Source organism: Luteimonas rhizosphaerae (genome assembly GCF_002849595.1).
GTDB classification, from domain to species: domain Bacteria; phylum Pseudomonadota; class Gammaproteobacteria; order Xanthomonadales; family Xanthomonadaceae; genus Luteimonas; species Luteimonas cellulosilyticus.
On record NZ_NRQR01000004.1, the window covers coordinates 142,107 to 164,862 of the forward strand.

The 22,756-nt window shown below is 70.2% G+C and carries 19 protein-coding genes and 3 pseudogenes; 11 read left to right on the plus strand and 11 right to left on the minus strand.

Annotated elements, in window-relative coordinates; all coding sequences use genetic code 11:
- Positions 1 to 9: 9 nt before the first annotated feature.
- Entirely contained in the window at positions 10 to 216 is a 207-nt protein-coding gene (locus CJ022_RS17370; protein WP_233198560.1) for a hypothetical protein, read from the plus strand.
- A gap of 1,332 nt (positions 217 to 1,548) precedes the next feature.
- On the opposite strand, the gene hutU is transcribed toward CJ022_RS17370, so the two are convergent.
- Positions 1,549 to 3,222 (minus strand): urocanate hydratase, encoded by a 1,674-nt coding sequence (gene hutU, locus CJ022_RS02230; RefSeq protein ID WP_101925064.1) that lies wholly within the window; start codon positions 3,220 to 3,222, stop codon positions 1,549 to 1,551.
- 109 nt (positions 3,223 to 3,331) lie between these two features.
- Here hutU and CJ022_RS02235 point away from each other — a divergent pair.
- A pseudogene (locus CJ022_RS02235) lies at positions 3,332 to 3,998 on the plus strand (ThuA domain-containing protein).
- A 248-nt stretch (positions 3,999 to 4,246) separates the two neighbouring features.
- Here the strand turns inward: CJ022_RS02235 and CJ022_RS02240 are convergent.
- Complete coding sequence (locus tag CJ022_RS02240) at positions 4,247 to 4,561, minus strand: hypothetical protein (RefSeq protein WP_101925065.1); 315 nt, start codon at positions 4,559 to 4,561, stop codon at positions 4,247 to 4,249.
- Between the two features lie 219 nt (positions 4,562 to 4,780).
- Between CJ022_RS02240 and CJ022_RS02245 the strand changes: the two genes are divergently transcribed.
- The 3 genes from CJ022_RS02245 (at position 4,781) to CJ022_RS02255 (ending at position 8,277) form a co-directional block, all read left to right on the plus strand.
- Positions 4,781 to 6,061 (plus strand): alkaline phosphatase family protein, encoded by a 1,281-nt coding sequence (locus tag CJ022_RS02245; protein WP_101925066.1) that lies wholly within the window; start codon positions 4,781 to 4,783, stop codon positions 6,059 to 6,061.
- A gap of 132 nt (positions 6,062 to 6,193) precedes the next feature.
- A complete protein-coding gene (locus CJ022_RS02250) occupies positions 6,194 to 7,744 on the plus strand; it encodes a DNA-3-methyladenine glycosylase 2 family protein (protein WP_101925095.1) in 1,551 nt (516 codons plus the stop codon).
- On the plus strand, positions 7,741 to 8,277 hold the full coding sequence (locus tag CJ022_RS02255) for a methylated-DNA--[protein]-cysteine S-methyltransferase (protein WP_101925096.1): 537 nt from the start codon (positions 7,741 to 7,743) through the stop codon (positions 8,275 to 8,277). The genes CJ022_RS02250 and CJ022_RS02255 overlap by 4 nt, the downstream gene beginning before the upstream one ends.
- Positions 8,278 to 8,440: 163 nt before the next feature.
- Here CJ022_RS02255 and CJ022_RS02260 read toward each other — a convergent pair.
- Positions 8,441 to 9,663: pseudogene (locus CJ022_RS02260) on the minus strand (formimidoylglutamate deiminase).
- A gap of 65 nt (positions 9,664 to 9,728) precedes the next feature.
- On the opposite strand from CJ022_RS02260, the gene CJ022_RS02265 reads away from it, so the two are divergent.
- Both CJ022_RS02265 and hutI read left to right on the plus strand, forming a co-directional pair.
- Positions 9,729 to 9,938, plus strand: coding sequence for a hypothetical protein (locus CJ022_RS02265; RefSeq protein ID WP_101925067.1), 210 nt, complete (start codon positions 9,729 to 9,731; stop codon positions 9,936 to 9,938).
- Positions 9,922 to 11,148 carry an imidazolonepropionase gene (gene hutI / locus CJ022_RS02270; RefSeq protein ID WP_101925068.1) on the plus strand — a complete coding sequence of 409 codons (1,227 nt, stop codon included), beginning with the start codon at positions 9,922 to 9,924 and terminating at the stop codon, positions 11,146 to 11,148. The genes CJ022_RS02265 and hutI overlap by 17 nt, the downstream gene beginning before the upstream one ends.
- A gap of 12 nt (positions 11,149 to 11,160) precedes the next feature.
- Here hutI and CJ022_RS02275 read toward each other — a convergent pair whose 3' ends face one another.
- The 3 genes from CJ022_RS02275 to CJ022_RS02285 all read right to left on the minus strand — a co-directional run bounded on the left by CJ022_RS02275 (position 11,161) and on the right by CJ022_RS02285 (position 12,763).
- Positions 11,161 to 11,889, minus strand: coding sequence for a hypothetical protein (locus CJ022_RS02275; protein ID WP_101925069.1), 729 nt, complete (start codon positions 11,887 to 11,889; stop codon positions 11,161 to 11,163).
- Between the two features lie 183 nt (positions 11,890 to 12,072).
- On the minus strand, positions 12,073 to 12,258 hold the full coding sequence (locus tag CJ022_RS02280; RefSeq protein WP_101925070.1) for a 30S ribosomal protein THX: 186 nt from the start codon (positions 12,256 to 12,258) through the stop codon (positions 12,073 to 12,075).
- A gap of 109 nt (positions 12,259 to 12,367) precedes the next feature.
- Complete coding sequence (locus CJ022_RS02285; RefSeq protein WP_101925071.1) at positions 12,368 to 12,763, minus strand: MerC domain-containing protein; 396 nt, start codon at positions 12,761 to 12,763, stop codon at positions 12,368 to 12,370.
- A 73-nt stretch (positions 12,764 to 12,836) separates the two neighbouring features.
- Here CJ022_RS02285 and CJ022_RS02290 point away from each other — a divergent pair.
- The 3 genes and pseudogenes from CJ022_RS02290 (at position 12,837) to CJ022_RS02300 (ending at position 17,049) form a co-directional block, all read left to right on the plus strand.
- Positions 12,837 to 15,055: pseudogene (locus CJ022_RS02290) on the plus strand (TonB-dependent receptor).
- Positions 15,056 to 15,367: 312 nt separating this feature from the next.
- The gene (locus CJ022_RS02295; protein ID WP_101925072.1) at positions 15,368 to 15,817 is read left to right on the plus strand and encodes a MarR family winged helix-turn-helix transcriptional regulator; all 450 of its coding nucleotides are present in this window, start codon (positions 15,368 to 15,370) and stop codon (positions 15,815 to 15,817) included.
- Entirely contained in the window at positions 15,814 to 17,049 is a 1,236-nt protein-coding gene (locus tag CJ022_RS02300; protein ID WP_233198561.1) for an MFS transporter, read from the plus strand. The genes CJ022_RS02295 and CJ022_RS02300 overlap by 4 nt, the downstream gene beginning before the upstream one ends.
- 34 nt (positions 17,050 to 17,083) lie before the next feature.
- On the opposite strand, the gene CJ022_RS02305 is transcribed toward CJ022_RS02300, so the two are convergent.
- Both CJ022_RS02305 and gltX read right to left on the minus strand, forming a co-directional pair.
- Positions 17,084 to 17,596 (minus strand): transcriptional repressor, encoded by a 513-nt coding sequence (locus CJ022_RS02305; RefSeq protein ID WP_101925073.1) that lies wholly within the window; start codon positions 17,594 to 17,596, stop codon positions 17,084 to 17,086.
- A 62-nt stretch (positions 17,597 to 17,658) separates the two neighbouring features.
- Complete coding sequence (gene gltX, locus CJ022_RS02310) at positions 17,659 to 19,065, minus strand: glutamate--tRNA ligase (RefSeq protein ID WP_101925074.1); 1,407 nt, start codon at positions 19,063 to 19,065, stop codon at positions 17,659 to 17,661.
- Between the two features lie 92 nt (positions 19,066 to 19,157).
- Between gltX and lpxH the strand changes: the two genes are divergently transcribed.
- A complete protein-coding gene (lpxH, locus tag CJ022_RS02315; RefSeq protein WP_101925075.1) occupies positions 19,158 to 19,904 on the plus strand; it encodes a UDP-2,3-diacylglucosamine diphosphatase in 747 nt (248 codons plus the stop codon).
- Between the two features lie 147 nt (positions 19,905 to 20,051).
- Here lpxH and CJ022_RS02320 read toward each other — a convergent pair whose 3' ends face one another.
- The 3 genes from CJ022_RS02320 to CJ022_RS02330 form a co-directional block, all read right to left on the minus strand.
- Positions 20,052 to 20,876 (minus strand): ferritin-like domain-containing protein, encoded by an 825-nt coding sequence (locus CJ022_RS02320; protein ID WP_101925098.1) that lies wholly within the window; start codon positions 20,874 to 20,876, stop codon positions 20,052 to 20,054.
- A gap of 19 nt (positions 20,877 to 20,895) precedes the next feature.
- Entirely contained in the window at positions 20,896 to 22,362 is a 1,467-nt protein-coding gene (gene purF / locus CJ022_RS02325; RefSeq protein ID WP_101925076.1) for an amidophosphoribosyltransferase, read from the minus strand.
- 68 nt (positions 22,363 to 22,430) lie between these two features.
- On the minus strand, positions 22,431 to 22,756 hold a 326-nt coding region (locus CJ022_RS02330), incomplete at its 5' end, for an SPOR domain-containing protein (protein WP_199171411.1).

The window sequence follows — 22,756 nt, forward strand, 5'->3', positions numbered from 1 at the left end:
AAATTGACGGTGACGCCGGTGACGCCGGCGTTGTTGTCGCCGCTGGCGGTGTTGTTCCAGGTCGCCGTGACCGTGTCGCCGATCTTGTATGCGCCGCCGGTGCCGCTGGCACCGGAAATCGCGATGCGGGCATCGCTGACGACGGGGGGCAGCGGTACGACGGCATCGTCGATGACGATGTTGTTTATGGAGTGCCAAGTGGTCAGATCTCCCTGATCACCACCTGCAGAAATGAACAGCCGGACCTCGTCCACGTTGGCGAACGTAGTGTCCAACGCAATGGTCTCGAGCTCGTAGTCAGGGTTGAAACCAGCGAAGGTCATCGAAGCAACCTGCGCGCCATTGCGGTAGCCGACCACGGTGTTGGTGAAGGGCGTCGTCTCTCCCCAGTTCAAATAATCGAAGGATGCGAGGCGGAATTCAGCGCCGTCGCCGGACCGAATGGCCATCCCCTTAGTCGTGCCATTCGTGCCGTCGTCGTACGTCAGCGCACTTGGAATTCCGAGGCTGAGCTCATCCCGCCAGTGAATTGCACCGCGATTCGTCCCGGCTGTATCCGAGATGTTGAGGATCTGGATGTCCTTGCCCGGAATATCCACGGAACCACCATCGCCATCCGACGCGATGGCATCACCGAGGCCGGCGTTGCTGGAGTACGTGAGCGTGGCGGGTGCCGCCATGACACCCGGCGCCATGGCAAACAGCGCCAGCAGGCCCAGCGCATGCAGCGCGGAGCGGATCTTGGTGGATACCGACATCGAAACTTCCCCTGTGAACCCGCCTGACGCGGTCAACCGGCCGATGGCCGGATGTGTGTCGTGCACTCGCCCGGGGTGAAAACCTTCGCCCGGACCTCGTTTTTTCCCGCGCCGTCGACCGGCCGCTTCACCGCGCCCGAAGCCCCTTGCACGGTTCGCGCTCGGTGCGCCGAACCTCCCCAATCGCGCCTGCAAGCCTGCGGGCACCAACGCGCCCCTGCTGTGCTGCCCGACCCCGGCAGGCATCTTCTCACCGAACTCCCTTCCGCATCCGTCCCCAGGAAACCTGCATGTCCTGTGCCAGAACTCATGCGCGTCACCACAGACATTCGAATCGCGCATGACGCCTTCAGCCGATACCGCGCGATCCGCCGCCATGGCCAAGCCGGCAAGACCGCTCCGGAAACGCGGCACGAGCACCTGACGGTAGCGGCAGTGGTGCGCATTTCTTGAGCGGCACGGATGTCGCGGCTCGACGCACGAACGCAACTCCAAGAGCTGCGCAGGGCGCGCGGATGTCAGGATCCATGCTGCCGCGCTCCAACACCGCTGCCGATCATCGTCGAGCCCCTGATGGGCAAGGACGGCACCTGCAGCGCGATGCCATCGAACGCCCGATCGTGACCCGAAGGTGTCGTCATTGGCATGCGACTGGCGCCCGTCCACGACCGCGACCGCCCTAGCTCCGATCGTGTGAGGCAGCACTGCCCTCGAAGCGCAGCCGGCGTCGCATCGCTCGACCACACTGGCGCGAGTACACCTGCGCCTACCGCGCGGAATCCTGTCGGAATTACACCATCGGCAGCTTGAGGCCCTGTTCCTTCGCGCAGGCCTTGGCGATCTTGTAGCCGGCGTCGGCGTGGCGCATGACGCCGGTGCCGGGGTCGTTCCACAGCACGCGGGCGATGCGCCGGTCGGCGGCCTCGCTGCCGTCGCAGACGATGACGACGCCCGAGTGCTGCGAGTAGCCCATGCCGACGCCGCCGCCGTGGTGCAGGCTCACCCAGGTGGCGCCGCCGGCGACGTTGAGCATGGCGTTGAGCAGCGGCCAGTCGCTGACGGCATCGGAGCCGTCCTGCATGGCTTCGGTCTCGCGATTGGGCGAGGCGACGGAGCCGGAATCGAGATGGTCGCGGCCGATGACGATCGGCGCTTTCAGTTCGCCATTGCGCACCATCTCGTTGAAGGCCAGGCCCAGCTTGTCGCGCAGGCCGAGGCCCACCCAGCAGATGCGCGCGGGCAGGCCCTGGTAGCGGATGCGCTCGCGCGCCATGTCGAGCCAGCGGTGCAGGTGCGCGTCATCGGGGATCAGTTCCTTGACCTTGGCATCGGTCTTCGCGATGTCCTCGGGATCGCCGCTCAGCGCGACCCAGCGGAACGGGCCGATGCCGCGGCAGAACAGCGGGCGCACGTAGGCCGGCACGAACCCGGGGAAGTCGAAGGCATTGGTACAGCCCTCGTCCTTGGCCATCTGGCGGATGTTGTTGCCGTAATCGAACGTGGGCACGCCCATCTTCTTGAACGCGAGCATCGCCTCGACATGCACGCGCATCGAGCGCTTGGCGGCATCGCGCACCTGATCGGGATCGCTCGCCTGCATGGCCAGCCAGTGCTCGACGGTCCAGCCGATCGGCAGGTAGCCGTGCACGGGGTCGTGGGCGCTGGTCTGGTCGGTGACGGCATCGGGACGCACGCCGCGTTCGACCAGCTGCGGCAGAAGTTCGGCGGCATTGCCGAGCAGCGCGATCGATTTCGCCGCGCCGGCCTGCGTGTATTTGGCGATGCGGGCGAGCGCGTCGTCGAGGTCGGTCGCCTGCTCGTCGACGTAGCGGGTCTTCAGGCGCATGTCGATGCGCGACTGCTGGCATTCGATGTTGAGGCTGCAGGCGCCGGCGAGGCTCGCGGCCAGCGGCTGCGCGCCACCCATGCCGCCGAGGCCGGCGGTGAGGATCCACTTGCCGGTGAGATCGCCGCCGTAATGCTGGCGCCCCATCTCGACGAAGGTCTCGTACGTGCCCTGCACGATGCCCTGGCTGCCGATGTAGATCCAGCTGCCGGCGGTCATCTGGCCGTACATCATCAGGCCCTTGCGATCGAGCTCGTGGAAGTGCTCCCAGGTGCTCCACGCGGGCACGAGGTTGGAGTTGGCGATCAGCACGCGCGGCGCGTCGGCATGCGTGGGGAAGATGCCGACCGGCTTGCCGGACTGCACCAGCAGGGTCTCGTCGTCGCCGAGGGTCTTCAGCGATTCGATGATCGCGTCGTAGCAGGCCCAGTCGCGCGCGGCGCGGCCGATGCCGCCGTAGACGACGAGGTCCTCCGGGCGCTCGGCGACGTCCGCAGCGAGGTTGTTCTGCAGCATCCGGAACGGCGCTTCGGTCAGCCACGAGCGGCAGGTCAGCGTGTCGCCGCGCGGGGCGCGGATCGTGCGGGACGGGTCGTGGCGTGAGGCGGCGTCGGTCATTGCGGTGGTCCGGTCGAAGACGAATGCCGCGATTATCGCACCGCGCACCGGCGGGCCCTGCCGCGCTGCGGCGTGAGGCTGCATGCGTGCGGCGGCTAAGCTCGCCGGCATGCAGCTCATTCCATGTTCGGTCGCCCTCGTATTGCTCGCCACTCTCGGCGCCTGCGCCTCCACCCCGCCGGCACCTGCCCTCGCGGCATCCGACTCCGACGGCGCGCCGCCGCGCGTGCTGGTGTTCACGCGCACGGCCGGCTTCCGCCACGACGCGATCCCGGTGACGGTCGACACGCTGCGCACCCTGGGTGGCGCCACCGGCCTGACCATCGAGACGAGCGAAGACCCCGCCCGGTTCGACGACGCGACACTCGCCGGCTATCGCGCGGTGGTCTTCGCCCACACCACGCGCGAGGTGCTCGACGCCCCGCAGCAGGCCGCGTTCGAACGCTATGTCGCCGGCGGTGGCGGCTACATGGGCATCCACGCCGCCGCCGACAGCGGCTATACCTGGCCGTGGTACGGCGACCTGGTCGGCGCGTGGTTCGCGCGGCATCCCGAAGGCCTGCAGTCGCGCGGTGACGGCGTCGATCGACACGACGACGCATCCCGACGGGAAGATGGGCAACGACCATCCCATCGCCTGGTGCCACACGAATGCCGGCGGCCGGGCCTGGTACACGGGGCTGGGGCACGACATCGCGCTGTATGCCGATCCGGTGTTCCAGGCGCAGTTGCGGCAGGGATTGTCGTACGTGACGGGGTTGGCGGACGCGTGTTGAGCGCGAGCACGCGGATCCGCTGGCGGTGCACCTGATATCGCATCCGTCGAAGGCCTCTGACCCTGCAGGAGCGCGCCTGCGCGCGAGTGCTCTACGCAGGGGTTCCGAAATCGCTGGCAGCGCCCGTTCGCGCGCCAGCGGGCCCCTGCAGGGTGCGGCGCGATGGGATCGCGCAAAGCCGCGCAAACAAAAGCCCGGCGCTGGGCCGGGCTTTCTCATCTAGTCCGTCGTGACCGCACACGCCGCGATCAGAACACCGAAGGATCCAGACGACGCAGCGCGTCCTTGACGTCGACGGAGCCGGTCCGGTCGATGTCCTCGCGGGTGTAGACGCGGCCACCGCCGGTCACGCATTCGGTCTCGGCACGCTTCGAGCGGGCGGCGCGGCTTGCGGTGATCCGGGTGCCGGTCTCGCGGACGCAGAAGCGGTCGGCGGGGCTGGCACGTTCGGCGCGTTCGCTGGTCCGCTCCTCTTCCTCTTCTTCCTGGGCGTGGGCAGCCTGGGCCACCGTTCCGATCGCGAGACCGGCGCACAGCGCGGCGATCCACCAGTTGCGTTTCATCGGGCACCTCCGGGTGCAGCCATTGTCGTGCCGTCACGATACGCCGCCGTGGCTGAAGGCTCGACACAGGTCGCTGAATGCCGATAGGGGCCCCGAACGCGCGCGCCGGCGCTGCACGTACCCGCGATGTCGCATCGCGCCGGCCGGACGTCGCCGGTGCGGACCCGACGCGTGCGGCTGTCGCGGAAAAGCGTCATCTGCCGCCGGTATCCTTGGCGCATGCCCGATCGAACCCGTCTGCGCGCACTCGCGCTGCTTCCGCTGTTGCTGCTGGCCGCCTGCGCCACGCCGACCCCGACCTCCGACGCGACCTCCGCTTCCATTGCCGCCGCCCCGACCGCGGCGCGCCCCTCGCTGCTGCTGGTGTCGCTGGACGGCCTGCGCCCGGACGCGCTCGGCCGCGGGGACACCCCGAATCTCGACGCGCTGGCTGCCGACGGGGTGCGTGCGTGGATGCGGCCGTCGTATCCCTCGCTGACGTTCCCCAACCACTACACGCTGGTCACCGGTCTGCGTCCGGACCGGCACGGCCTGATCCACAACTCGATGTACGACGACATGCTGGGCGAGTTCCGGTTGTCGGATCGCGCGGCGGTCGGCAACGGCGCCTGGTATGGCGATGGCGAGCCGCTGTGGGTCACCGCCGAGAACGCCGGCCTGCGCACGGCGACGCTGTCGTGGCCGGGCAGCGAGGCGCCGGTGCGCGGCGTGCAGCCGACGCGCTGGCTGCCGTTCGACTACGCCCGCCCGATCGACGCGCGCGTGGACCTGGTCCTCGACTGGCTGTCGGAGCCCGACGCGACGCGGCCGGTGCTGGCGACGCTGTATTTCGAGCACACCGATGCGGCCGGCCATCATTACGGCCCCGACTCCGTGGAGCTGCACCAGGCGCTGCGCGACGTCGACGCGGCGGTAGGCCGACTGGTCGACGGCCTGCAGGCGCGCGGACTCGAGGACCGGGTGAATCTGGTCTTCGTCTCGGATCACGGCATGGCCGAGGTCGCACCCGGCCGCGCGATCGCGATCGAGGACATGGTTTCGGTGGAAGCGGCGCGGGTGGTGTCGACCGGCCAGGTGATCGGCGTAATCCCGAACCCGGGCTTCGAGGCGCAGGTCGCGCGTCGCCTGCTCGGCGCGCATGCGCAGTACGACTGCTGGCGCAAGGAGGCGATGCCGGCGCGCTGGAAGTTCGGCACCCATCCGCGCGTGCCGCCGATCGTCTGCCAGCTGCACGAAGGCTGGGACGCGGTGCCGCGCGCCTCGCTGGCGACACGGCCGTCGCACGCCCGCGGCTCGCACGGTTACGACCCGGCGCTGCCGTCGATGCGTGCGGTGTTCCTGGCGCACGGCCCAGCCTTCCGCCAGGGCGTCGAACTGCCGGGCTTCGACAACGTCGACGTGTATCCGTTGCTCGCGCGCCTGATCGGCGTGACGCCGGCCGAGCACGATGGCGACGCGGCGACGCTGCTGCCGGCGCTGCGGGAGAGCGACGCGGAATAGCGCCGCGAAAAGCGCCCTCACCCGCCCCTCTCTCCCGGAGGTAGAGGGGCTCTGACTGCGCCACCGATGCGCTCGACATCGATGTCCGAAACCGGCCAGTCCTGCATCGCCGCCGGTGCTAGCCTGCATCGCATGGTCCCGTCTGCCCCCCTGCCCGATGCCGCCGTCTGCGAACAGGCGCGCCTGAGTCGCGATGCGCGCTTCGACGGGCTGTTCTTCACCGCGGTGCGCACGACCGGCATCTACTGCCGGCCGGTGTGTCCGGCGCCGGCGCCGAAGGCGGCCAACGTCGATTACTACGCGAGCGCCGCCGCGGCCGAAGCGGCCGGCTTCCGGCCGTGCCTGCGCTGCCGCCCGGAGCTGTCGCCGGCCGATGGCAGCTGGCATCGCGGCGACGACATCGTCGCGCGTGCGCTGGCGCTGATCGATGCCGGCGCGCTCGTCGAGACGCCGTTGTCGGCGCTGGCGGCGCGCCTGCATCTCGGCGAGCGGCAACTGCGGCGCCTGTTCGTGGACCGGCTGGGCGCCGCGCCGGTCGGCGTGCACGGCACGCGCCGCCTGCTGTTCGCCAAGCAGTTGCTGACCGAGACCGCGCTGCCGATCACCGAGGTCGCGCTGGCCGCCGGCTTCAACAGCGTGCGGCGCTTCAACGCGGTGTTCCAGGACGCCTACCGCATGCCGCCGCGCGATCTGCGCAAGGCGCCGCGTGCGTCGAGCGGCGACGGGTTGACGCTGCGCCTCGCCTACCGGCCGCCGTACGAGCTGGCGGCCATGCTCGATTTCCTGCGCGGCCGCGCCCTGCCCGGCATCGAACGCGTCGAGGACGACCACTACACGCGCGTCATCGGCACGGCCGATGCGCCGGGCTGGCTGCGGGTCGGCGCGTGGCCGGCCGCGCGCGGCGAACCCCCGCCGCATGCGCTGCGCCTCGAGCTGCACGGCTGCCCGCCATCGCGCCTGCAGGACGCCGTGCAGCGCGTGCGCCGGATGTTCGATCTCGACGCCGATCCCGACACCATCACCGCGCATCTGGCGCAGGATGCGCGGCTCGCGCCGTTGCTGCGCGCACGCCCCGGCCTGCGCCTGCCGAGTGGCTGGGACGGCTTCGAGATCGCGGTGCGCGCGGTCGTCGGCCAGCAGGTCAGCGTGGCCGCCGCGCGCACGCTGACCGCGCGCCTGTCGCAGCGGTTCGGCGGCCCACTGCCGGACGCGTTCGTCGCACAGGGGTTCGCGCATCTGTTCCCGACGCCGGCGGCGCTGGTCGATGCCGACTTCGATGGCCTCGGCCTGATCGGCAGCCGCATCGCGACGATCCGCGGCATCGCGGCGGCCCTGCTCGACGGCCGCGTGGATTTCGATCGCGCCCGCACGCTGGATGACATCGTCGCGCGCTGGGTCGCGCTGCCCGGCATCGGGCCGTGGACCGCGCAGTACATCGCGCTGCGTGCGCTGGGCCATCCCGATGCGTTCCCGGCCGAGGACCTGGTCCTGCAGAAGACACTGCCCACCGATGGCAGCCGGCTGACCGCCAAGGCCCTGCGTGCGCATGCCGAGGCCTGGCGTCCGTGGCGCGGCTATGCCGTGTTCCATCTGTGGCGCGAGGCGTCCGCGACGACCGCGCCGCGCCCGATCGATTCCCGCCCTCCCCGCGCGCGCAAGGCGCGCCCACGGACCTCGCCATGACAACGCCTGCCCCGCCGACCGTCTTCACCCGCACGATCGACAGCCCCGTCGGGCCCTTGTTTCTCGCCGCATCGGACGCCGGCCTGCATGCCGTCGAGTTCGCCACGCATCGGCATCCCGTCACGCGTGGTGACGGCTGGCGCGACGGCGCGCACCCTGTGCTCGACGCGACCGCGCAGCAACTCGACGCGTACTTCGCCGGCACGCGCCGCCATTTCGACCTGCCGCTTTCCGCGCGCGGCACGCCGTTCCAGCAGCAGGTGTGGGACGCGCTGACGCGCATTCCCTACGGGCGCACGGCCAGCTACGTCGAGCTCGCGCGCATGGTCGGTCGCCCGACCGCCAGCCGCGCTGTCGGCGCCGCGAACGGTCGCAATCCGCTGTCGATCGTCGTGCCCTGCCACCGCGTGATCGGCGCCAGCGGCGCGCTCACCGGCTTCGGCGGCGGCCTGCCGACGAAGGAATTCCTGCTGGCGCTGGAAGGTGCCTGGCCGCGCGACGATCTGTTCGGCGCGAACTCGGCTGACCCGTGACGCGGAACGGACGCGTAGGCGCTTCGCCGCTCGATCCTGGACCTGTGCGACGACCGCCGCGTCGCGGTCTCCTGCGATGCGCTTCGACCCTGCCTTCCTCGCAACGCAACCGTGTCGAAGCCTCGACGCAGGCCCGGCTGCGCGCCATGCCGCGCAGCCGGGGTCAGGGCGTCAGCAGGGTGCGTATCGCCTTCGCGTAATCGGCCGCGGCGGCCTCGTGCAACGCATGACGTCCGCCTGCGACGACCTGGCGTCCGGCCACGTGCACCTCGCGCACCAGCGGCCGGTTGCCGCTGAACACCCAGCGATCGACGACGTCGTTCGCGGTCGCGCCTGCCAGCAGCGGCGCATCGGCATCCAGCACGATGTGGTCCGCCGTCGCGTCGAAGCCGGTCCTGCCAGCAGGGTCTCGCCGACGCTCGGCGTGTCCGCGCCGACCGCGATGTTGCGCCGCAGGCTCGCCAGGCGCTGGCCGTATTCCAGCCAGCGCAGTTCCTCGACCGGCGACACGGAGATGTGCGAATCGGAACCGATGCCCCAGCGGCCGCCCGCGTCCAGATAGTCGCGCAGCGGGAACAGGCCATCGCCCAGGTTCGCTTCGGTCGTCGGGCAGATCGCGACCGTCGCGCCGCTGCGCGCGATGCCGGCGACTTCGTCCGCATCCAGATGCGTGGCGTGGACCAGGGTCCAGCGCGCGTCGACGTCGGCATTGGCCAGCAGCCATGCGACCGGTCGCATCCCGCGCACGGCGACGCAGTCCTCGACCTCGGGTTGCTGTTCGGCGATGTGCACGTGCACGCGCGCGTCGGACGGCAGGCCGGCGAGCACGGCCTGCATCGCGCCGGGCAGGACCGCGCGCAGGCTGTGCAGCGCGCAGCCCACGCGCAGGTGCGCATCCTGTTGTGCGTGCAGACCGGCGAAGAGAGCGAGATACGCATCGACGTCGTGGCCGAAGCGGCGCTGGCGCTCGCCGAGCGCCCGGCCGTCGAAGCCACCGGTCATGTACAGCACCGGCAACAGGGTCAGGCGGATGCCGGTGTCGCGCGCGGCCTGGATCAGCGCGTCGGACATCGCCGACGGCGTCGCATAGGGCCGGCCGTCCGGTGCGTGATGCAGATAGTGGAACTCGCAGACGGTGGTGTAGCCGGCCTCGAGCATCTCCACGTAGAGCTGGCGTGCGACCGCGTGCAGCGTGTCGGGATCGAAACGCGCGGCCATGCGGTACATGGTTTCGCGCCAGGTCCAGAACGAATCCGCGGGATCGGTCTGCCGTTCCGCCATGCCGGCCATCGCGCGCTGGAACGCGTGCGAATGCAGGTTCGCGATGCCGGGCAGCTGCCACCCGGCAGGCGTGCGTGCGACGTAAGGCGTGGCGGATTCGGACATCGTGGCAGGCGCGAAACGGGAGTGCGCTAGGCTAACGCGTCGTCGCAACGGGGCACAGGGCGCGGATGCTGCAGACGGACACCATCGTGGTGCTCGGTGCCTTGGCGGGCGTCGCGCTGCTGTGGCTCGCGCTGGACTGGCGACGGCGGCGCGCGCGCCGATCCTCGCGCAGCGCGGCCGATGCGCCGGGCGACAACGGTGCGCTCGGCGGCACGCTGCGCGACCACGACGGATTCGACGGAGGTGGCGGTGACGGAGATGGCGGTGGTGACTGAACGCTGGGATGGACTGATCCTCGGGCCGACGTTGGCCACCCTCGCCGACGACATCGGCTACGGCCTCGTCGAAGACGGCGCGCTGGGCTGGCGCGACGGCATCCTGCGCTACGTCGGGCCGCGCAATGCGCTGCCCGGTGCGCCGGACACGCTGGCCGACCAGGTCATCGAAGCGCGCGGCCTGCTGACGCCGGGCCTCGTCGATTGCCACACCCATCTGGTCTTCGCCGGCAATCGCGCCGGCGAGTTCGAGCAGCGCCTGCAGGGCGCGAGCTACGAGGACATCGCGCGCAGCGGCGGCGGCATCGTGTCGAGCGTGCGCGCCGTGCGCGCGGCCGACGAAGCGGCGCTGCTCGCCGAATCGCTGCCGCGCGCACGGGCGTTGATGCTCGACGGTGCGACCACGCTGGAGATCAAGTCCGGTTACGGCCTCGACTTCGACAACGAACGCAAGATGCTGCGGGTCGCGCGCGCAATTGGGCGGACGCTGGGGGTCACGGTACGCACGACGTTCCTCGGCGCGCATGCGTTGCCGCCGGAATTTGCCGGTCGCGGCGACGCCTACATCGATGCGGTCTGCGACTGGCTGCCGCGGTTGCGCGACGAAGGCCTGGTCGACGCGGTCGATGCGTTCGCCGAGCGCATCGGCTTCACGATCGCGCAGACGCGGCGCGTGTTCGACGTGGCGCGCGCATTGGGGCTGCCGGTGAAACTGCACGCCGACCAGCTCAGCGACGGCGACGGCGCAGCGCTGGTCGCGGAATTCGGCGGGCTGTCGGCGGACCACGTCGAGCACACCTCGCCTGCCGGGGTGGCCGCGATGGCGCAGGCCGGCACGGTCGCGGTGCTGTTGCCGGGCGCGTTCCACGTGCTGCGCGAGACGACGCTGCCACCACTCGACGCGTTCCGCGCGCACGGCGTGCCGATGGCGGTCGCGACCGACTGCAATCCGGGCACGTCGCCGCTGTTGTCGGTGCGCCAGGCGATGCAGCTCGCGTGCACGCATTTCCGGCTGACGCCGGAAGAAGCGCTGCGCGGCGCGACGCGGCATGCGGCGCAGGCGCTGGGACTTCCCGATCGCGGCCGGCTCGCCGTCGGACAGCGCGCCGACATCGCGTGCTGGCGCGTCCAGCACCCCGCGGAGCTGGGCTACTGGCTCGGTGGCGCGCTGCTGGCGATGTCGTTCGCGGGTGGACGGCGCCTGGTCTGAGTGCCGCCTGCGTTACTGCTGCGCGGCCATCTGTTCGGGCGTCAGGCTGCGGACGACCTGGCCGTCGGCGTCGAGGAAATCGAGCGATGCCACGCCAGCCTCTGTCACGCGCAGGACCATGCGCGGCTTGCCGGCGCCATCGCTGAGCTGCAGCACCGCATCGCCGGAGCGCGCACGACCGACGAACAGGCGCCCGGCGCCGTAATAGCCGGACGCATTGCGTTCGCGCAGCAGCGCATCGCGCTCGGCGTTGGGCATCGCGTCGAGGCGGTCCGCTTCCGCGAAGTCGTGGCGGATCGAGCGGTCCGGGCGGTCGGAGACCTGCATGCCCGCAACCTGCTGGCCCGCCTGGTCGAGGCCCAGGATCTGCACGATCTGGTCCTGCTCGTAGCGGTCGAAGGTCAGGCTGCCGCCCGAGGACACGGTGCCGTCCGCGTCGCGGGCGCCGGCGAAGATCAAGCCGCCGACCTCGGCGCCTTCGTCGTTGTAGAACAGCATGCCGGCCTGCGGACGTGGGTGCGGATATTCGGTATCGCCAAGGATCGCGCCGGGAAACCGCGCCGAGCTCGACAGCACGTAACGCAGGGTGCCGTCGGGCTCGCGCAGGTTCAGCCGCTGCACGTCGATCTGCTCGAACGAGGTCGTCGTCGACCCGGCGGCCCCGGTCAGCAAGGCCACGGAGACGGCGGCCGTCAGCACGCCCGCATAGACCAGCAGGCAACGGTTGATGGTGTTCGACATGGACGCGACCTTCCCTGGGAGTGTGCGTTCGATCCTGGTACCCGCGTCGCCGGCGCGCACCAGCGGCAGCGCGGCGGGCCGTCACCCGGCCAGGACGCGAGGCGACCCGACGCCCATGAAAAAAGCCCCGCGATGCGGGGCTTCTTCGTCACTCGCTTCGCGCCTGCGCGCGGGCTGCATCCCTCAGGACGCGGCCTTCTTCGACACGGCCTTCTTCGCCGGTGCCTTGGCGACGGTCTTGGTCGCGGCCTTCTTCGCGACCGGTGCGGTCGGGGTGCCGTTGACGGTGGCCACGCCCTTCGAACGCGAATTGCCGTAGCTCGAGTTGTAGCGCTTGCCCTTGAGGGTCTTGCGGTCGCCCTTGCCCATGGTGTGCTCCTGATACTGGTTCTGATGAATGCCGGAAACGCGAAGGCGCGCCTCGGGGACGCACCAGACCGCGGATTTTAGCACGCGCGGCCCGGCGGAATGGGGCGGCTCAGCGTGCGGCGCTGGCGTGGGTCAGTCGCAGGTTCCACAGATGCGCCCCGGCGAGCAGCACGCCGCCGATGGTCATGACCACCGCGTGGGTCACCGTGTGGTCGTGCAGATGGCTGAACGAGCCGATCCACACGAGGGCCAGACCCGGCACCAGCAGTGCCCAGGCGCGGAAGGCGCGGTGGCGCCGATAGCCCAGGGTCAGCGTGGTGGCACCCAGCAGGGTCGCGAAGACCACGAAGGCCTGGTCGATATCGATCCAGCCGCCCAGATTGAGGCCGAACGCCGGCAGCAACGCGAGCAGCAGCGGGAACAGCGCGCAATGCACGGCGCAGAGCAGCGAGGCGGCGAAACCGACGCGGTCGGCCTGGCGGAGAGAGGAATCGGTCGCGGACATGTCTTTTGGGGGGTGCGGATCGTCTCGTAACATTATAACATTCCTGTTCCGTCCACCAGTGTACTGCATCCGAATGATCGCTTCCCGCCGCTCCGCCCCCGCCCCGACCCGCCTTGCCGTCGCGCTCGGCCTGCTGATCGCCAGCGGCGCCGCCCAGGCCCAGCAGACCGCCGGCCATCCCGCGCCGACGACGCTCGACCGTATCGAAGTGACGGCGACGCCGCTCGGCGGCCAGGCCGAGGATCTCGCCCATCCGATCGAGGTCCTGTATGGCGATGCGCTCGACGATCGCAAGGCCGGCACCCTGGGCGACACCATCTCGTCGCTGCCCGGCGTGCAGAGCGGCTTCTTCGGCACCGGCGTCGGCCGGCCGATCATCCGCGGCCAGGAAGGGCCGCGCGTGCAGGTGCTGTCCGGCGGCATCGGCAGCATGGACGCGTCGACGGTCAGCGCCGACCACGCGATCAGCATCGAGCCCTTCCTCGCCGACCAGATCGAAGTGCTGAAAGGCCCTGCCAACCTGCTCTACGGCAGCGGCGCGATCGGCGGCGCGGTCAACGTCGTCGACGGGCGCATCCCGCGCGAAGTGCCGACGCGCCCGTTGAGCGGCCGCGCCGAGCTGCGCGCCGCCAGCGGCAACGACGAACGCAGCGGCATGTTCCGCCTCGACGGCGTCAGCGGGGACAACCTGGTGCTGCATGTCGACGGCCTGATCCGCAACACCGGCGACTTCGACATTCCCGGCTACGCCCAGGTGCCCGACGACCACGATCACGATCACGAGGACCACGACGAGCACGAGCACGATGCGCATGCGGACGAAAACGCCTACGGCACGCTGCCCAACAGTTCGCTCCGCACCCGCGCAGGCGCGGTCGGCGCGACCTGGTTCGGCGAGCGCGGCAACCTGGGCGTGGCGGTCAGCACCTACCGCACCAACTACGGCCTGCCCGATGGCGCGCACGTGCATGCCGAAGGCGAGGACGGGCACGACCATGGCGACCACGACCACGACCATGGGGACGAGCACGATCACGAAGAAGAGGGCCACGACCACGAGGAAGAAGGCCACGACCACGGTTCTGTGCGCATCGACATGGTGCAGAACCGCGTCGACCTGAAGGGCGGCATCTACGATCCACTGCCGTTCCTCAGCGCGCTGAACCTGCGCGCGGCCTACAACGATTACGAGCACGTCGAGCTGGAAGACGGCCCGAAGCGCGCCTGGAAGCGGTGCAGAACGAATTCAACGGCTGGCGCGGCGCGTTCGGCCTCCAGGTCGGCCACGTCGATTTCAGCGCGACCGGCGAAGAAGCCTTCGTACCGCCGAGCGTGACCGACACGCTGGGCCTGTTCGTCGTGCAGGAGAAGGAGTTCGGGCCGTTCAAGCTCGAGTTCGGCGGGCGCCATGAGCGTGTGGAGATCGATCCGGCGACCGGCGACTCGCGCACGTTCGATGCCAGCAGCCTGTCTGGCGCGGCGATCTGGCATCTGTCGGAGGTGTTCGACCTGCGCTTCGGCGCCGACGTGTCCGAGCGGGCGCCGACCAACGAGGAGCTGTTCGCGGCCGGTCCGCACATCGCCACGCGCTCGATCGAGATCGGCGACGCGGATCTCGACACCGAACGCGGCCAGCGCCTCGAACTCGGCCTGCACGCGCATACCGATCGCGTCGAGTTCAAGGCGGCGGTGTACCAGACGCAGTTCAAGCGCTTCACCTACCTCGCCGACACCGGCGTGGTGGAGCAGGACTTCCCGGTGCGCCTGTGGACGCAGGGCGATGCCACCTTCCGCGGCGCGGAAGCGGAAGCGAAGTTCCATCTGGTGGCATCGGACGCGGGCGATTTCGACTTCCGCGTGTTCGGCGACGTGGTGCGCGCGGAGCTCGACGGCAACGGCACGCGCGAAGTGCATTTCGACGTCCCGCACGGCGACCACGCCCATCACTACCACGCCGACATCGCGATGGGCGGCGACCTGCCGCGGATCGCCCCGGCCCGCTACGGCGCCGACTTCAACTGGGCACTCGGCGGCTGGCGCGCCAACGTCGGCGCGGTGCGCTACATGAAGCAGGATCGCGTCGCCGAGTTCGAGGCGCCGTCGGCCGGCTACACCCTGGTCAATGCCGGTATCGCCTATCGCATGGGCCCGATCGATGCGACCCAGTGGGAAGTCTTCCTCGACGGTCGCAACCTGACCGACCAGGACGCCCGTGCCCACACCTCGCTGCTGCGCGACTTCGCGCCGCTGCCGGGCCGCACCATCGCCGGCGGCATCCGGGTGTTCTTCTGACCGGCCCACGCTGACCGGATCGCGTTCTCTCCAGTGACGTGCGACGTCACCGCCCCGTACCGGATTCCGGTGCGGGGCTTTTTTTTCGCGTACTGCGTGGCGCGGGCGCGGGTGAGGGTCCAACCCGACTCGACTCGACGCAGCTTCGTCGCACCGCCGACGCCGACACGCGCTGCGATGTCATCTCCTGGCACGCCACCGGACCGCCGCGGCATGCCCTGTTCGAGCGCCAGCATGCGCACCCAAAAAAGCCAGTTGGACGGCGTGCGAGATGGGTGTATATACAACCGAATCCAGACTCGGAGACGTCCGATGCCCGATGCCCGCCCTGCCTCACGCGTCATCCCGGTCTCCGCCTGCAGCTGCCAGCGCCTGCGCAAGCTCAGTCGTCTGATGAGCCAGCGCTACGACCAGGCGCTCGCGCCCGCGGGCCTCAACGTCAACCAGTACGCGATCCTGCGCTATGCGCAGCGCCAGGCGCGCACCGTCGGCGAACTCGCCGCGACGCTGGGCATGCAGCGCAGCACCCTGAGCCGCGACCTCAAGCACCTCGTCACCGCGGGCTGGTTGCAGTTGCAGCGCGATCCCGATGACGCGCGCCAGCGCCGCGTCGCACTGCTGCCGGCCGGGTCCGCGATCCTCACGGACGCCGAACCGCGCTGGCGGGACGCGCAACGCCAGGTCGAGGCGCTGCTGGGCGTCGACGAGGTCGGCCAGCTGCACGCGACACTCGATCGCGTGACCGCGAAGCTGCTGCCGTGAGCGCGCCGACGACGCCGCGCTGGTGGCCGCTGGTACTGGCCGCGACCGCGATGATGATGATCACGATGGGCATCCGGCAGTCGCTGGGCCTGTTCGTGCAGCCGATCGCCGCGGACACGGGCCTCGGCATCGCCGCGATCAGTTTCGCGCTGGCGGTCGGGCAGTTCGTCTGGGGCGCGGTGCAGCCGGTGTTCGGCGCGATCGCCGATCAGCGCGGCAGCGGCCGCGTGCTCGTGTTCGGCGGCGTACTGCTGGTCACCGGCATGGCGGCCGCGCCGTTCTTCGCCTCCGAATGGGGCCTGCTGCTGACGCTCGGCCTGATCAGCGCGGCGGGCGCAGGCGCCGGCAGTTTCTCGATCCTGATCGGCAGCACGGCGCGGGTCATTCCCGCCGAGAAGCGCTCGATGGCCTCGGGCGTGGTCAATGCCGGCGGTTCGTTCGGGCAGTTCCTCTACGCGCCGTTCGCGACCACGATGATCGGCGCGTTCGGCTGGGCTGCCGCCGCATGGGCAATGGCGGCCACCGCGCTGGCGACGTTGCCGCTGGCCTGGCCCCTGCGCCGTCGCAAACTGCCGCCTGCGGCGCCGGGTGCGGCCGCGCTGCCAATCGCGGACGACGACATCGGCCTGCGCGCGCAACTGCGCATCGCCCTGCGCGACCGCAGCTACTGGTTGCTGCACCTGGGCTTCTTCACCTGCGGCTTCCACATCGCGTTCCTGGTCACGCACCTGCCGACCGAGATCGCGATGTGCGGCCTGTCGGCGGGCGTGTCGGCGATGGCGCTGTCGCTGATCGGCCTGTTCAACATCGTCGGCAGCATCGGCGCCGGCTGGCTCGGCCAGCGCTACCGCATGAAATGGCTGCTGACGGCGATCTACGCGAGCCGCGCGCTGATGATCTTCGTCTACGTCCTGTCGCCGCCCACGCCCACGACCTTCTTCCTGTTCGCGATCGGTCTGGGCATGAGCTGGCTGGCGACGGTGCCACCGACCGCCGGCCTGGTCGGCAAGCTGTTCGGCCCGCGCTACCTGGCGACCCTGTTCGGCCTGACCCTGCTGTCGCACCAGACCGGCGCGTTCTTCGGCGCGTGGCTGGGCGGCCTCGTCGTCGCGGAGACCGGGTCCTATCTGTGGATCTGGTATGCCGACATGGCGCTGGCGCTGCTGGCCGCGGCCGCCAACCTGCCGATCCGCGAGGCGCGGCTGCCGAAACCCGCCATCGCAGCGGCCTAGGCGCCGCGCGACCGGGCTTGCCGCTCCGCGACACTCAGGCCGTGGCGGCGTCCGCGCATTGCGCGCACAGGCCGTGCACTTCCAGCGTCTGCGCCTGCGGCACGAAACCCAGGGCGCGTGCGCGTTCGTCGAGCGACGCGACGACCTGCTCGTCCTCGAGTTCGACGGCGCTGTGGCAGCTGTCGCAGATCAGGAACGGCACCGAATGCTGCGCGGTGCTGGGATGGTGGCAGGCGACGAAGGCGTTGACCGACTGCAGCTTGTGGATGAAGCCGTTGGCGAGCAGGAAATCCAGCGCGCGGTAGACGGTCGGCGGCGCGGCCGCGCCCGGACCGTCGCCTTCGCGCACCTGGTCGAGCAGGTCGTAGGCCTTCAGCGGCTTGCCCGCCTTGGCGATCAGACCCAGCACGTAGGCGCGGATCGGCGTCAGCCGCAGCCCGCGCTCGGTGCACGCGCGCTCCACCGCGCGGATGAAGCTCGCGGCATCGTCGACGTGATGGTGCGGATCGGTGCAGGCGGGGCCGTGGCCCGTCGTGGACTTGTGCATCCCGTCATGATGGGTGCGCGTCACGGTCGACTCAAGTCGCGGCCCGGACGCGCGTGCCGCCGTCATGCGGCGTCCGGCACCATCGCGATCGCCGCATCGATCCGGGCCAGCGCTTGATCGCGCCCCGCCAGATACACCGTGTGCCCGATGTCCGGGCTGACCTGCGTGCCGGTGATCGCGACACGCAGCGGCTGTGCGACCTTGCCCATGCCGAGCCCGAGCGTCTCGACGGTCTCGCGGAACGCCGCGTCGATCGCCTCGACGTTCCAATCGGCCAGCGCGGCGAAACGCGCGCGGACATCGATCAGCGGCGCGCGCGATTCCGGCTTGAGGTGCTTGGCGACGGCCTTGTCGTCGTAGGTCGTCAGCGGCTGGTACCAGACCGCCGCGCGCTCCGACATTTCCTTCAGCGTCTGCACGCGATCGCGCAATGCGATGACGACATCGGCCGGCGCGGGGCCCGCCGCCAGGTCGTAGCCGTCGTTGCGCAGGTGCCAGTCCAGATGCGTGGCGACGGCGGCCGGCTCGTCCGACTTCAGGTACTGCTGGTTGAGCCAGCCGAGCTTCGCCATGTCCAGGCGCGCGGCCTTGGCATTCACGTCCTTGAGATCGAACAGCTGCTGCATCTCGGCGATCGAGAAGATCTCCTGGTCGCCGTGCGACCAGCCCAGACGCACCAGATAGTTCAGCAGCGCGTGCGGCAGGTAGCCGGCGTCGCGGTACTGCATGACGTCGGCGGCGCCGGTGCGCTTGGACAGCTTGGCGCCCTGCTCGTCGAGGATCATCGGCAGGTGCGAGAACGCCGGCACCTCGGCGCCCAGCGCGCGGTAGATGTTGATCTGGCGCGGCGTGTTGTTGACGTGGTCGTCGCCGCGCACGACATCGGTGATGCCCATGTCCAGATCGTCGACGACGACGGCGAAGTTGTAGGTCGCGTAGCCGTCGGGACGGAAGATCACCAGATCGTCGAGCTCGCTGTTGGCGATCTCGATGCGGCCCTTGACCTTGTCTTCCCAGACCACCGTGCCGTCGAGCGGATTCTTCAGGCGGATCACGCGGTTCGGATCGTCGCGCTTCGGCTCGTTGCGCTCGCGGTACGCGCCGTTGTAGCGCGGCTTGTCGCCCGCGGTCATCGCCGCTTCGCGCATCGCGTCGAGCTCGGCCTTCGACTCGTAGGCGTAATAAGCCTTACCGTCCGCGACCAGCTGCTCGGCGACTTCGGCGTAGCGGTCCAGGCGATGGGTCTGGTAGATCGGGCCTTCGTCGTAGCCCAGGCCCAGCCACTCCATCGCTTCGAGGATCGCGTCGATCGCGGCCTGGGTGCTGCGCTCGCGGTCGGTATCCTCGATGCGCAGCACGAACTCGCCGCCGCGCCTGCGCGCCTCCAGCCAGCAGTACAGCGCGGTGCGCGCGCCGCCGATGTGCAGGTAGCCGGTGGGACTGGGGGCGAAACGGGTGCGGCAGGCCATGCGCGGAACTCGAGACAGACGGGGAGCCGCGCAGTTTAACCGCGGCGCCGACGACGCGCCGGGGGCACCGGGGGATGTCCTAGAATTCCCCGATGACGACCTACTTCCTCTCCGACCTGCACCTGGACCCGCAGCGTCCGCAGATCACCGATCTGTTCGCCGGGTTTCTCGCCGGCGAGGCGCGCGACGCCGATGCGCTGTACATCCTCGGCGACCTGTTCGAGTCCTGGGTCGGCGACGACGATCCGTCCGACGCCGGCGCCCGCGTCGCCGATGGCCTGCGCGCCCTGACCGCGCACGGCGTGCCGGTCGCCTTCATGCACGGCAACCGCGATTTCCTGGTCGGCGATGCCTACGCGCGTCGCGCCGGCATGACGCTGCTGCCCGATCCGGCGGTGATCCTGCTCTACGGTCGTCCGGTGCTGCTGACCCATGGCGATCTGCTGTGCACCGGCGACGTCGAATACCAGGCGGTCCGCGCCCAGACCCGCGATCCCCGCTGGCAGGCCGGCATGCTCGCCAAACCGCTGGACGCGCGTCTCGCGTTCGCCGGGCAGGCGCGCGCGGCCAGCCAGGCCCGCGCCGGCGCGCTGCGCGATGCGGGCACGATGGAGTCGATCACCGATGTCGCCCCGGCGACGGTCGACGAGTGGTTCGTGCGCTACGGCGTCGACACGATGATCCACGGCCACACGCATCGCCCGGCGCTCCACGACCTGCAGGTCGGGACGCGCGCCTGCCGGCGCATCGTGCTCGGCGACTGGTTCGAGCAGGGTTCGGTGCTGCGCGCGTACGCCGACGGGCGGCTGGAACTGTCGGCGCTCACCGGCGCGCTGTAACCGCGACGCGACGCAGGCGTTGCTCGTCTCCTCGCGAGGCCTGCCTGCGTGCCGACACAGCCGCGCGGCGCGTCCCGGCAGGCGGCTGCGGTGCCGTCGACGCGCGCTGGCGGCCTCCCTAGAAACCAGATCCGCGCGCAAGCGCGCCTATACGGGTGCGCGGGGGTCGGCGATCGTCTGCAGCGCCGCCAGCTCTTCCTCGCTGAATCCGGCCGCGGCGCGCGCGTCGAGGTTGAACGGCCCCCGCAGCACGGCGCGCGCGTAATCGCCCAGCAGCGCGCGGAACGTCGGCTCCGGATCGACGCCGTCGCGCGCGCAGTACCAGCGGAACCAGCGACTGCCGGCGGCGACGTGCGCCACTTCCTCGCGCAGGATCACCTCGAGGATCGCCACCGTGTCCCGGTCACCCAGCGACCGCAGCTTGACGATCATGCCCGGCGTCACGTCGAGCCCACGCGCCTCGAGCACGCGCGGCACCAGGGCCATGCGCGCCAGGCCGTCGTGCGCGGTTTTTTCGCACATCTCCCACAGGCCGTTGTGCGCATCGAAGTCGCCGTAGTCGAAGCCCAGCGCGCGCAGCCGGTCGCGCAGCAGCACGAAATGCCGCGCCTCGTCGGCGGCGACCGACACCCAGTCGGCGTAGAACGCCGGCGGCAGGTCGCGGAACCGGTAGACCGCATCCCAGGCCAGGTCGATCGCATTGAGTTCGATATGCGCGATCGCGTGGATGAAGGCCGCTCGGCCTTCGGCGCTGCCGAGTCCGCGGCGCGGCAACGCGCGCGGATGCACCAGCGCGGGTCGCGCGGGCCGGCCGGGCATGCGGATCGGCGCCGGCGGTGGCGCGTCGTCCGTCACCGGCAACAGGCCGGCGGCGAACGTGCCGGCGTGGCGATGGGTCAGCGCGACCTTGTCGGCGGGATCCGCTGCATCGAGGCACTGCTGCGCCGCCGCGAACAGATCCAGAGGCGGCATCGTGGTCGCCATCACGCCCTCAGGCGCGGCGCTTCTTCTTCGCGTCGTCGCTGCGCAGCTGCTGCAGGCGCTCGAAATAGCCGGCCTCGATGCCGGTCACGTATTCGCCGCTGAAGCAGGAGCTGTCGAACACGCGGCCCGGGAATTTCGGACCCGACACTGCGGATTCGAGATCGGCGAGGTCCTGGTAGATCAGCCAGTCGCAACCGAGGAACTGCTCGATGTCCTGCTCGCTGCGGTTGTGCGCGACCAGTTCGTCGACCGACGGCATGTCGATGCCGTAGATGTTGGGATAGCGCACCGGCGGCGCGGCCGATGCGAGATAGACCTTCTTGGCACCGGCGTCGCGCGCCATCTGCACGATCTGCTTCGAGGTGGTGCCGCGCACGATGGAATCGTCGACCAGCAGCACCACGCGGTTGCGGAATTCCAGGGGGATCGGATTGAGCTTGCGCTTGACCGACTTCGCGCGCTCGCCCTGCCCCGGCATGATGAAGGTGCGGCCGACGTAGCGGTTCTTGATGAAGCCCTCGCGGTACTTCACGCCGAGCGTATTGGCGATCTCGAGCGCGGAATCGCGCGAGGTGTCGGGGATCGGGATCACCACGTCGATGTCGTGGTCGGGCCGCTCGCGCAGGATCTTCTCGCCCAGCGTCACGCCCATGCGCATGCGCGCCTTGTGCACCGAGATGTTCTCGATCATCGAGTCGGGACGGGCGAAGTACACGTATTCGAAGATGCACGGCGCATGCTGCTGCGCCGGTGCGCACTGGCGATGGTGCAGCTCGCCGCGCGCGGTGATGACGATACCCTCGCCCGGCTCGACATCGCGCAGATGTTCGAAGCCGAGGATGTCGAGCGCGACCGATTCCGACGCGACCGCGTACTCGACGCCGGCGTCGGTCTCGCGGCGCCCCAGCACCAGCGGACGGATACCGTGCGGATCGCGGAACGCGACCAGGCCGAGGCCGAGCACCGTCGCGACCACGGCGTAGCCGCCACGCGCGCGGCGGTTGACGCCCTCGACGGCGCGGAACGCGGCTTCCGGGGTCAGCGCCTTCTCGCGATCCAGCTCGTGCGCGAACACGTTGAGCAGCACTTCGGAATCGGATTCGGTATTGACGTTGCGGCGGTCGGTCTCGAACACCTGCTGGCGCAGCTGGTCGGTGTTGACCAGGTTGCCGTTGTGCGCGAGCGCGATTCCGTAGGGCGAGTTGACGTAGAACGGCTGCGCTTCGTCGTGGCCTTCGCTGCCGGCGGTCGGGTAGCGGCAATGACCGATGCCGACGCGGCCGTTGAGCAGCGCCATGGCCTTCGCGTCGAACACGTCGCGCACCAGGCCGTTGCCCTTGTGCACGCGCATGACCGTGCCGCTGGCGACGGCGATGCCGGCCGCGTCCTGGCCGCGATGCTGGAGGACGGTCAGGCCGTCATACAGCGCCGCTGCGACTTCCGAGGTTCCGACGATGCCGACGATCCCGCACATGTTCGATATCCAGTGGTTCGAGGCGCGAGGGTCGCGCCGATGACGAATGACGCCGGCGCGTGCGCCGGTCAGGGATGGGCGCGGACGAGTCCGTCGATGCCGACCGCGGCACGCACGCGGGTCTTGAGCTGGTCGGCTTCGCCGCGACTCGTCACCGGCCCGGCCTTGACCCGCGTCAGCTGGCCCTTGTCGGTCTGCACGGTGTCGGTGAACGCGGTGATGCCCGCGCCGCGCAGGCGGTCGCGCATCGCGTTCGCATCCGCGGCGGTGCTGAACGCGCCGACCTGGACGATGAAGCCGACACCGGCGGTCGCGGCAGGCGTGGCGGGACGCGCGGGCGCGTCCGTCGTCGCGGCCGGGGGCGGCGGCGGCGCCGGTCGCGGCGTCTCGGCGG

Excerpts from the sequence above, each read along its gene's own strand:
- hutU (WP_101925064.1), bottom strand. The coding sequence starts at position 3,222 with ATGACCGACGCCGCCTCACGCCACGACCCGTCCCGCACGATCCGCGCC.
- CJ022_RS02240 (WP_101925065.1), bottom strand. The coding sequence starts at position 4,561 with ATGAAACGCAACTGGTGGATCGCCGCGCTGTGCGCCGGTCTCGCGATC.
- CJ022_RS02245 (WP_101925066.1), top strand. The coding sequence starts at position 4,781 with ATGCCCGATCGAACCCGTCTGCGCGCACTCGCGCTGCTTCCGCTGTTG.
- CJ022_RS02250 (WP_101925095.1), top strand. The coding sequence starts at position 6,194 with ATGGTCCCGTCTGCCCCCCTGCCCGATGCCGCCGTCTGCGAACAGGCG.
- CJ022_RS02255 (WP_101925096.1), top strand. The coding sequence starts at position 7,741 with ATGACAACGCCTGCCCCGCCGACCGTCTTCACCCGCACGATCGACAGC.
- CJ022_RS02265 (WP_101925067.1), top strand. The coding sequence starts at position 9,729 with ATGCTGCAGACGGACACCATCGTGGTGCTCGGTGCCTTGGCGGGCGTC.
- hutI (WP_101925068.1), top strand. The coding sequence starts at position 9,922 with ATGGCGGTGGTGACTGAACGCTGGGATGGACTGATCCTCGGGCCGACG.
- CJ022_RS02275 (WP_101925069.1), bottom strand. The coding sequence starts at position 11,889 with ATGTCGAACACCATCAACCGTTGCCTGCTGGTCTATGCGGGCGTGCTG.
- CJ022_RS02280 (WP_101925070.1), bottom strand. The coding sequence starts at position 12,258 with ATGGGCAAGGGCGACCGCAAGACCCTCAAGGGCAAGCGCTACAACTCG.
- CJ022_RS02285 (WP_101925071.1), bottom strand. The coding sequence starts at position 12,763 with ATGTCCGCGACCGATTCCTCTCTCCGCCAGGCCGACCGCGTCGGTTTC.
- CJ022_RS02295 (WP_101925072.1), top strand. The coding sequence starts at position 15,368 with ATGCCCGATGCCCGCCCTGCCTCACGCGTCATCCCGGTCTCCGCCTGC.
- CJ022_RS02305 (WP_101925073.1), bottom strand. The coding sequence starts at position 17,596 with ATGCACAAGTCCACGACGGGCCACGGCCCCGCCTGCACCGATCCGCAC.
- gltX (WP_101925074.1), bottom strand. The coding sequence starts at position 19,065 with ATGGCCTGCCGCACCCGTTTCGCCCCCAGTCCCACCGGCTACCTGCAC.
- lpxH (WP_101925075.1), top strand. The coding sequence starts at position 19,158 with ATGACGACCTACTTCCTCTCCGACCTGCACCTGGACCCGCAGCGTCCG.
- CJ022_RS02320 (WP_101925098.1), bottom strand. The coding sequence starts at position 20,876 with ATGCCGCCTCTGGATCTGTTCGCGGCGGCGCAGCAGTGCCTCGATGCA.
- purF (WP_101925076.1), bottom strand. The coding sequence starts at position 22,362 with ATGTGCGGGATCGTCGGCATCGTCGGAACCTCGGAAGTCGCAGCGGCG.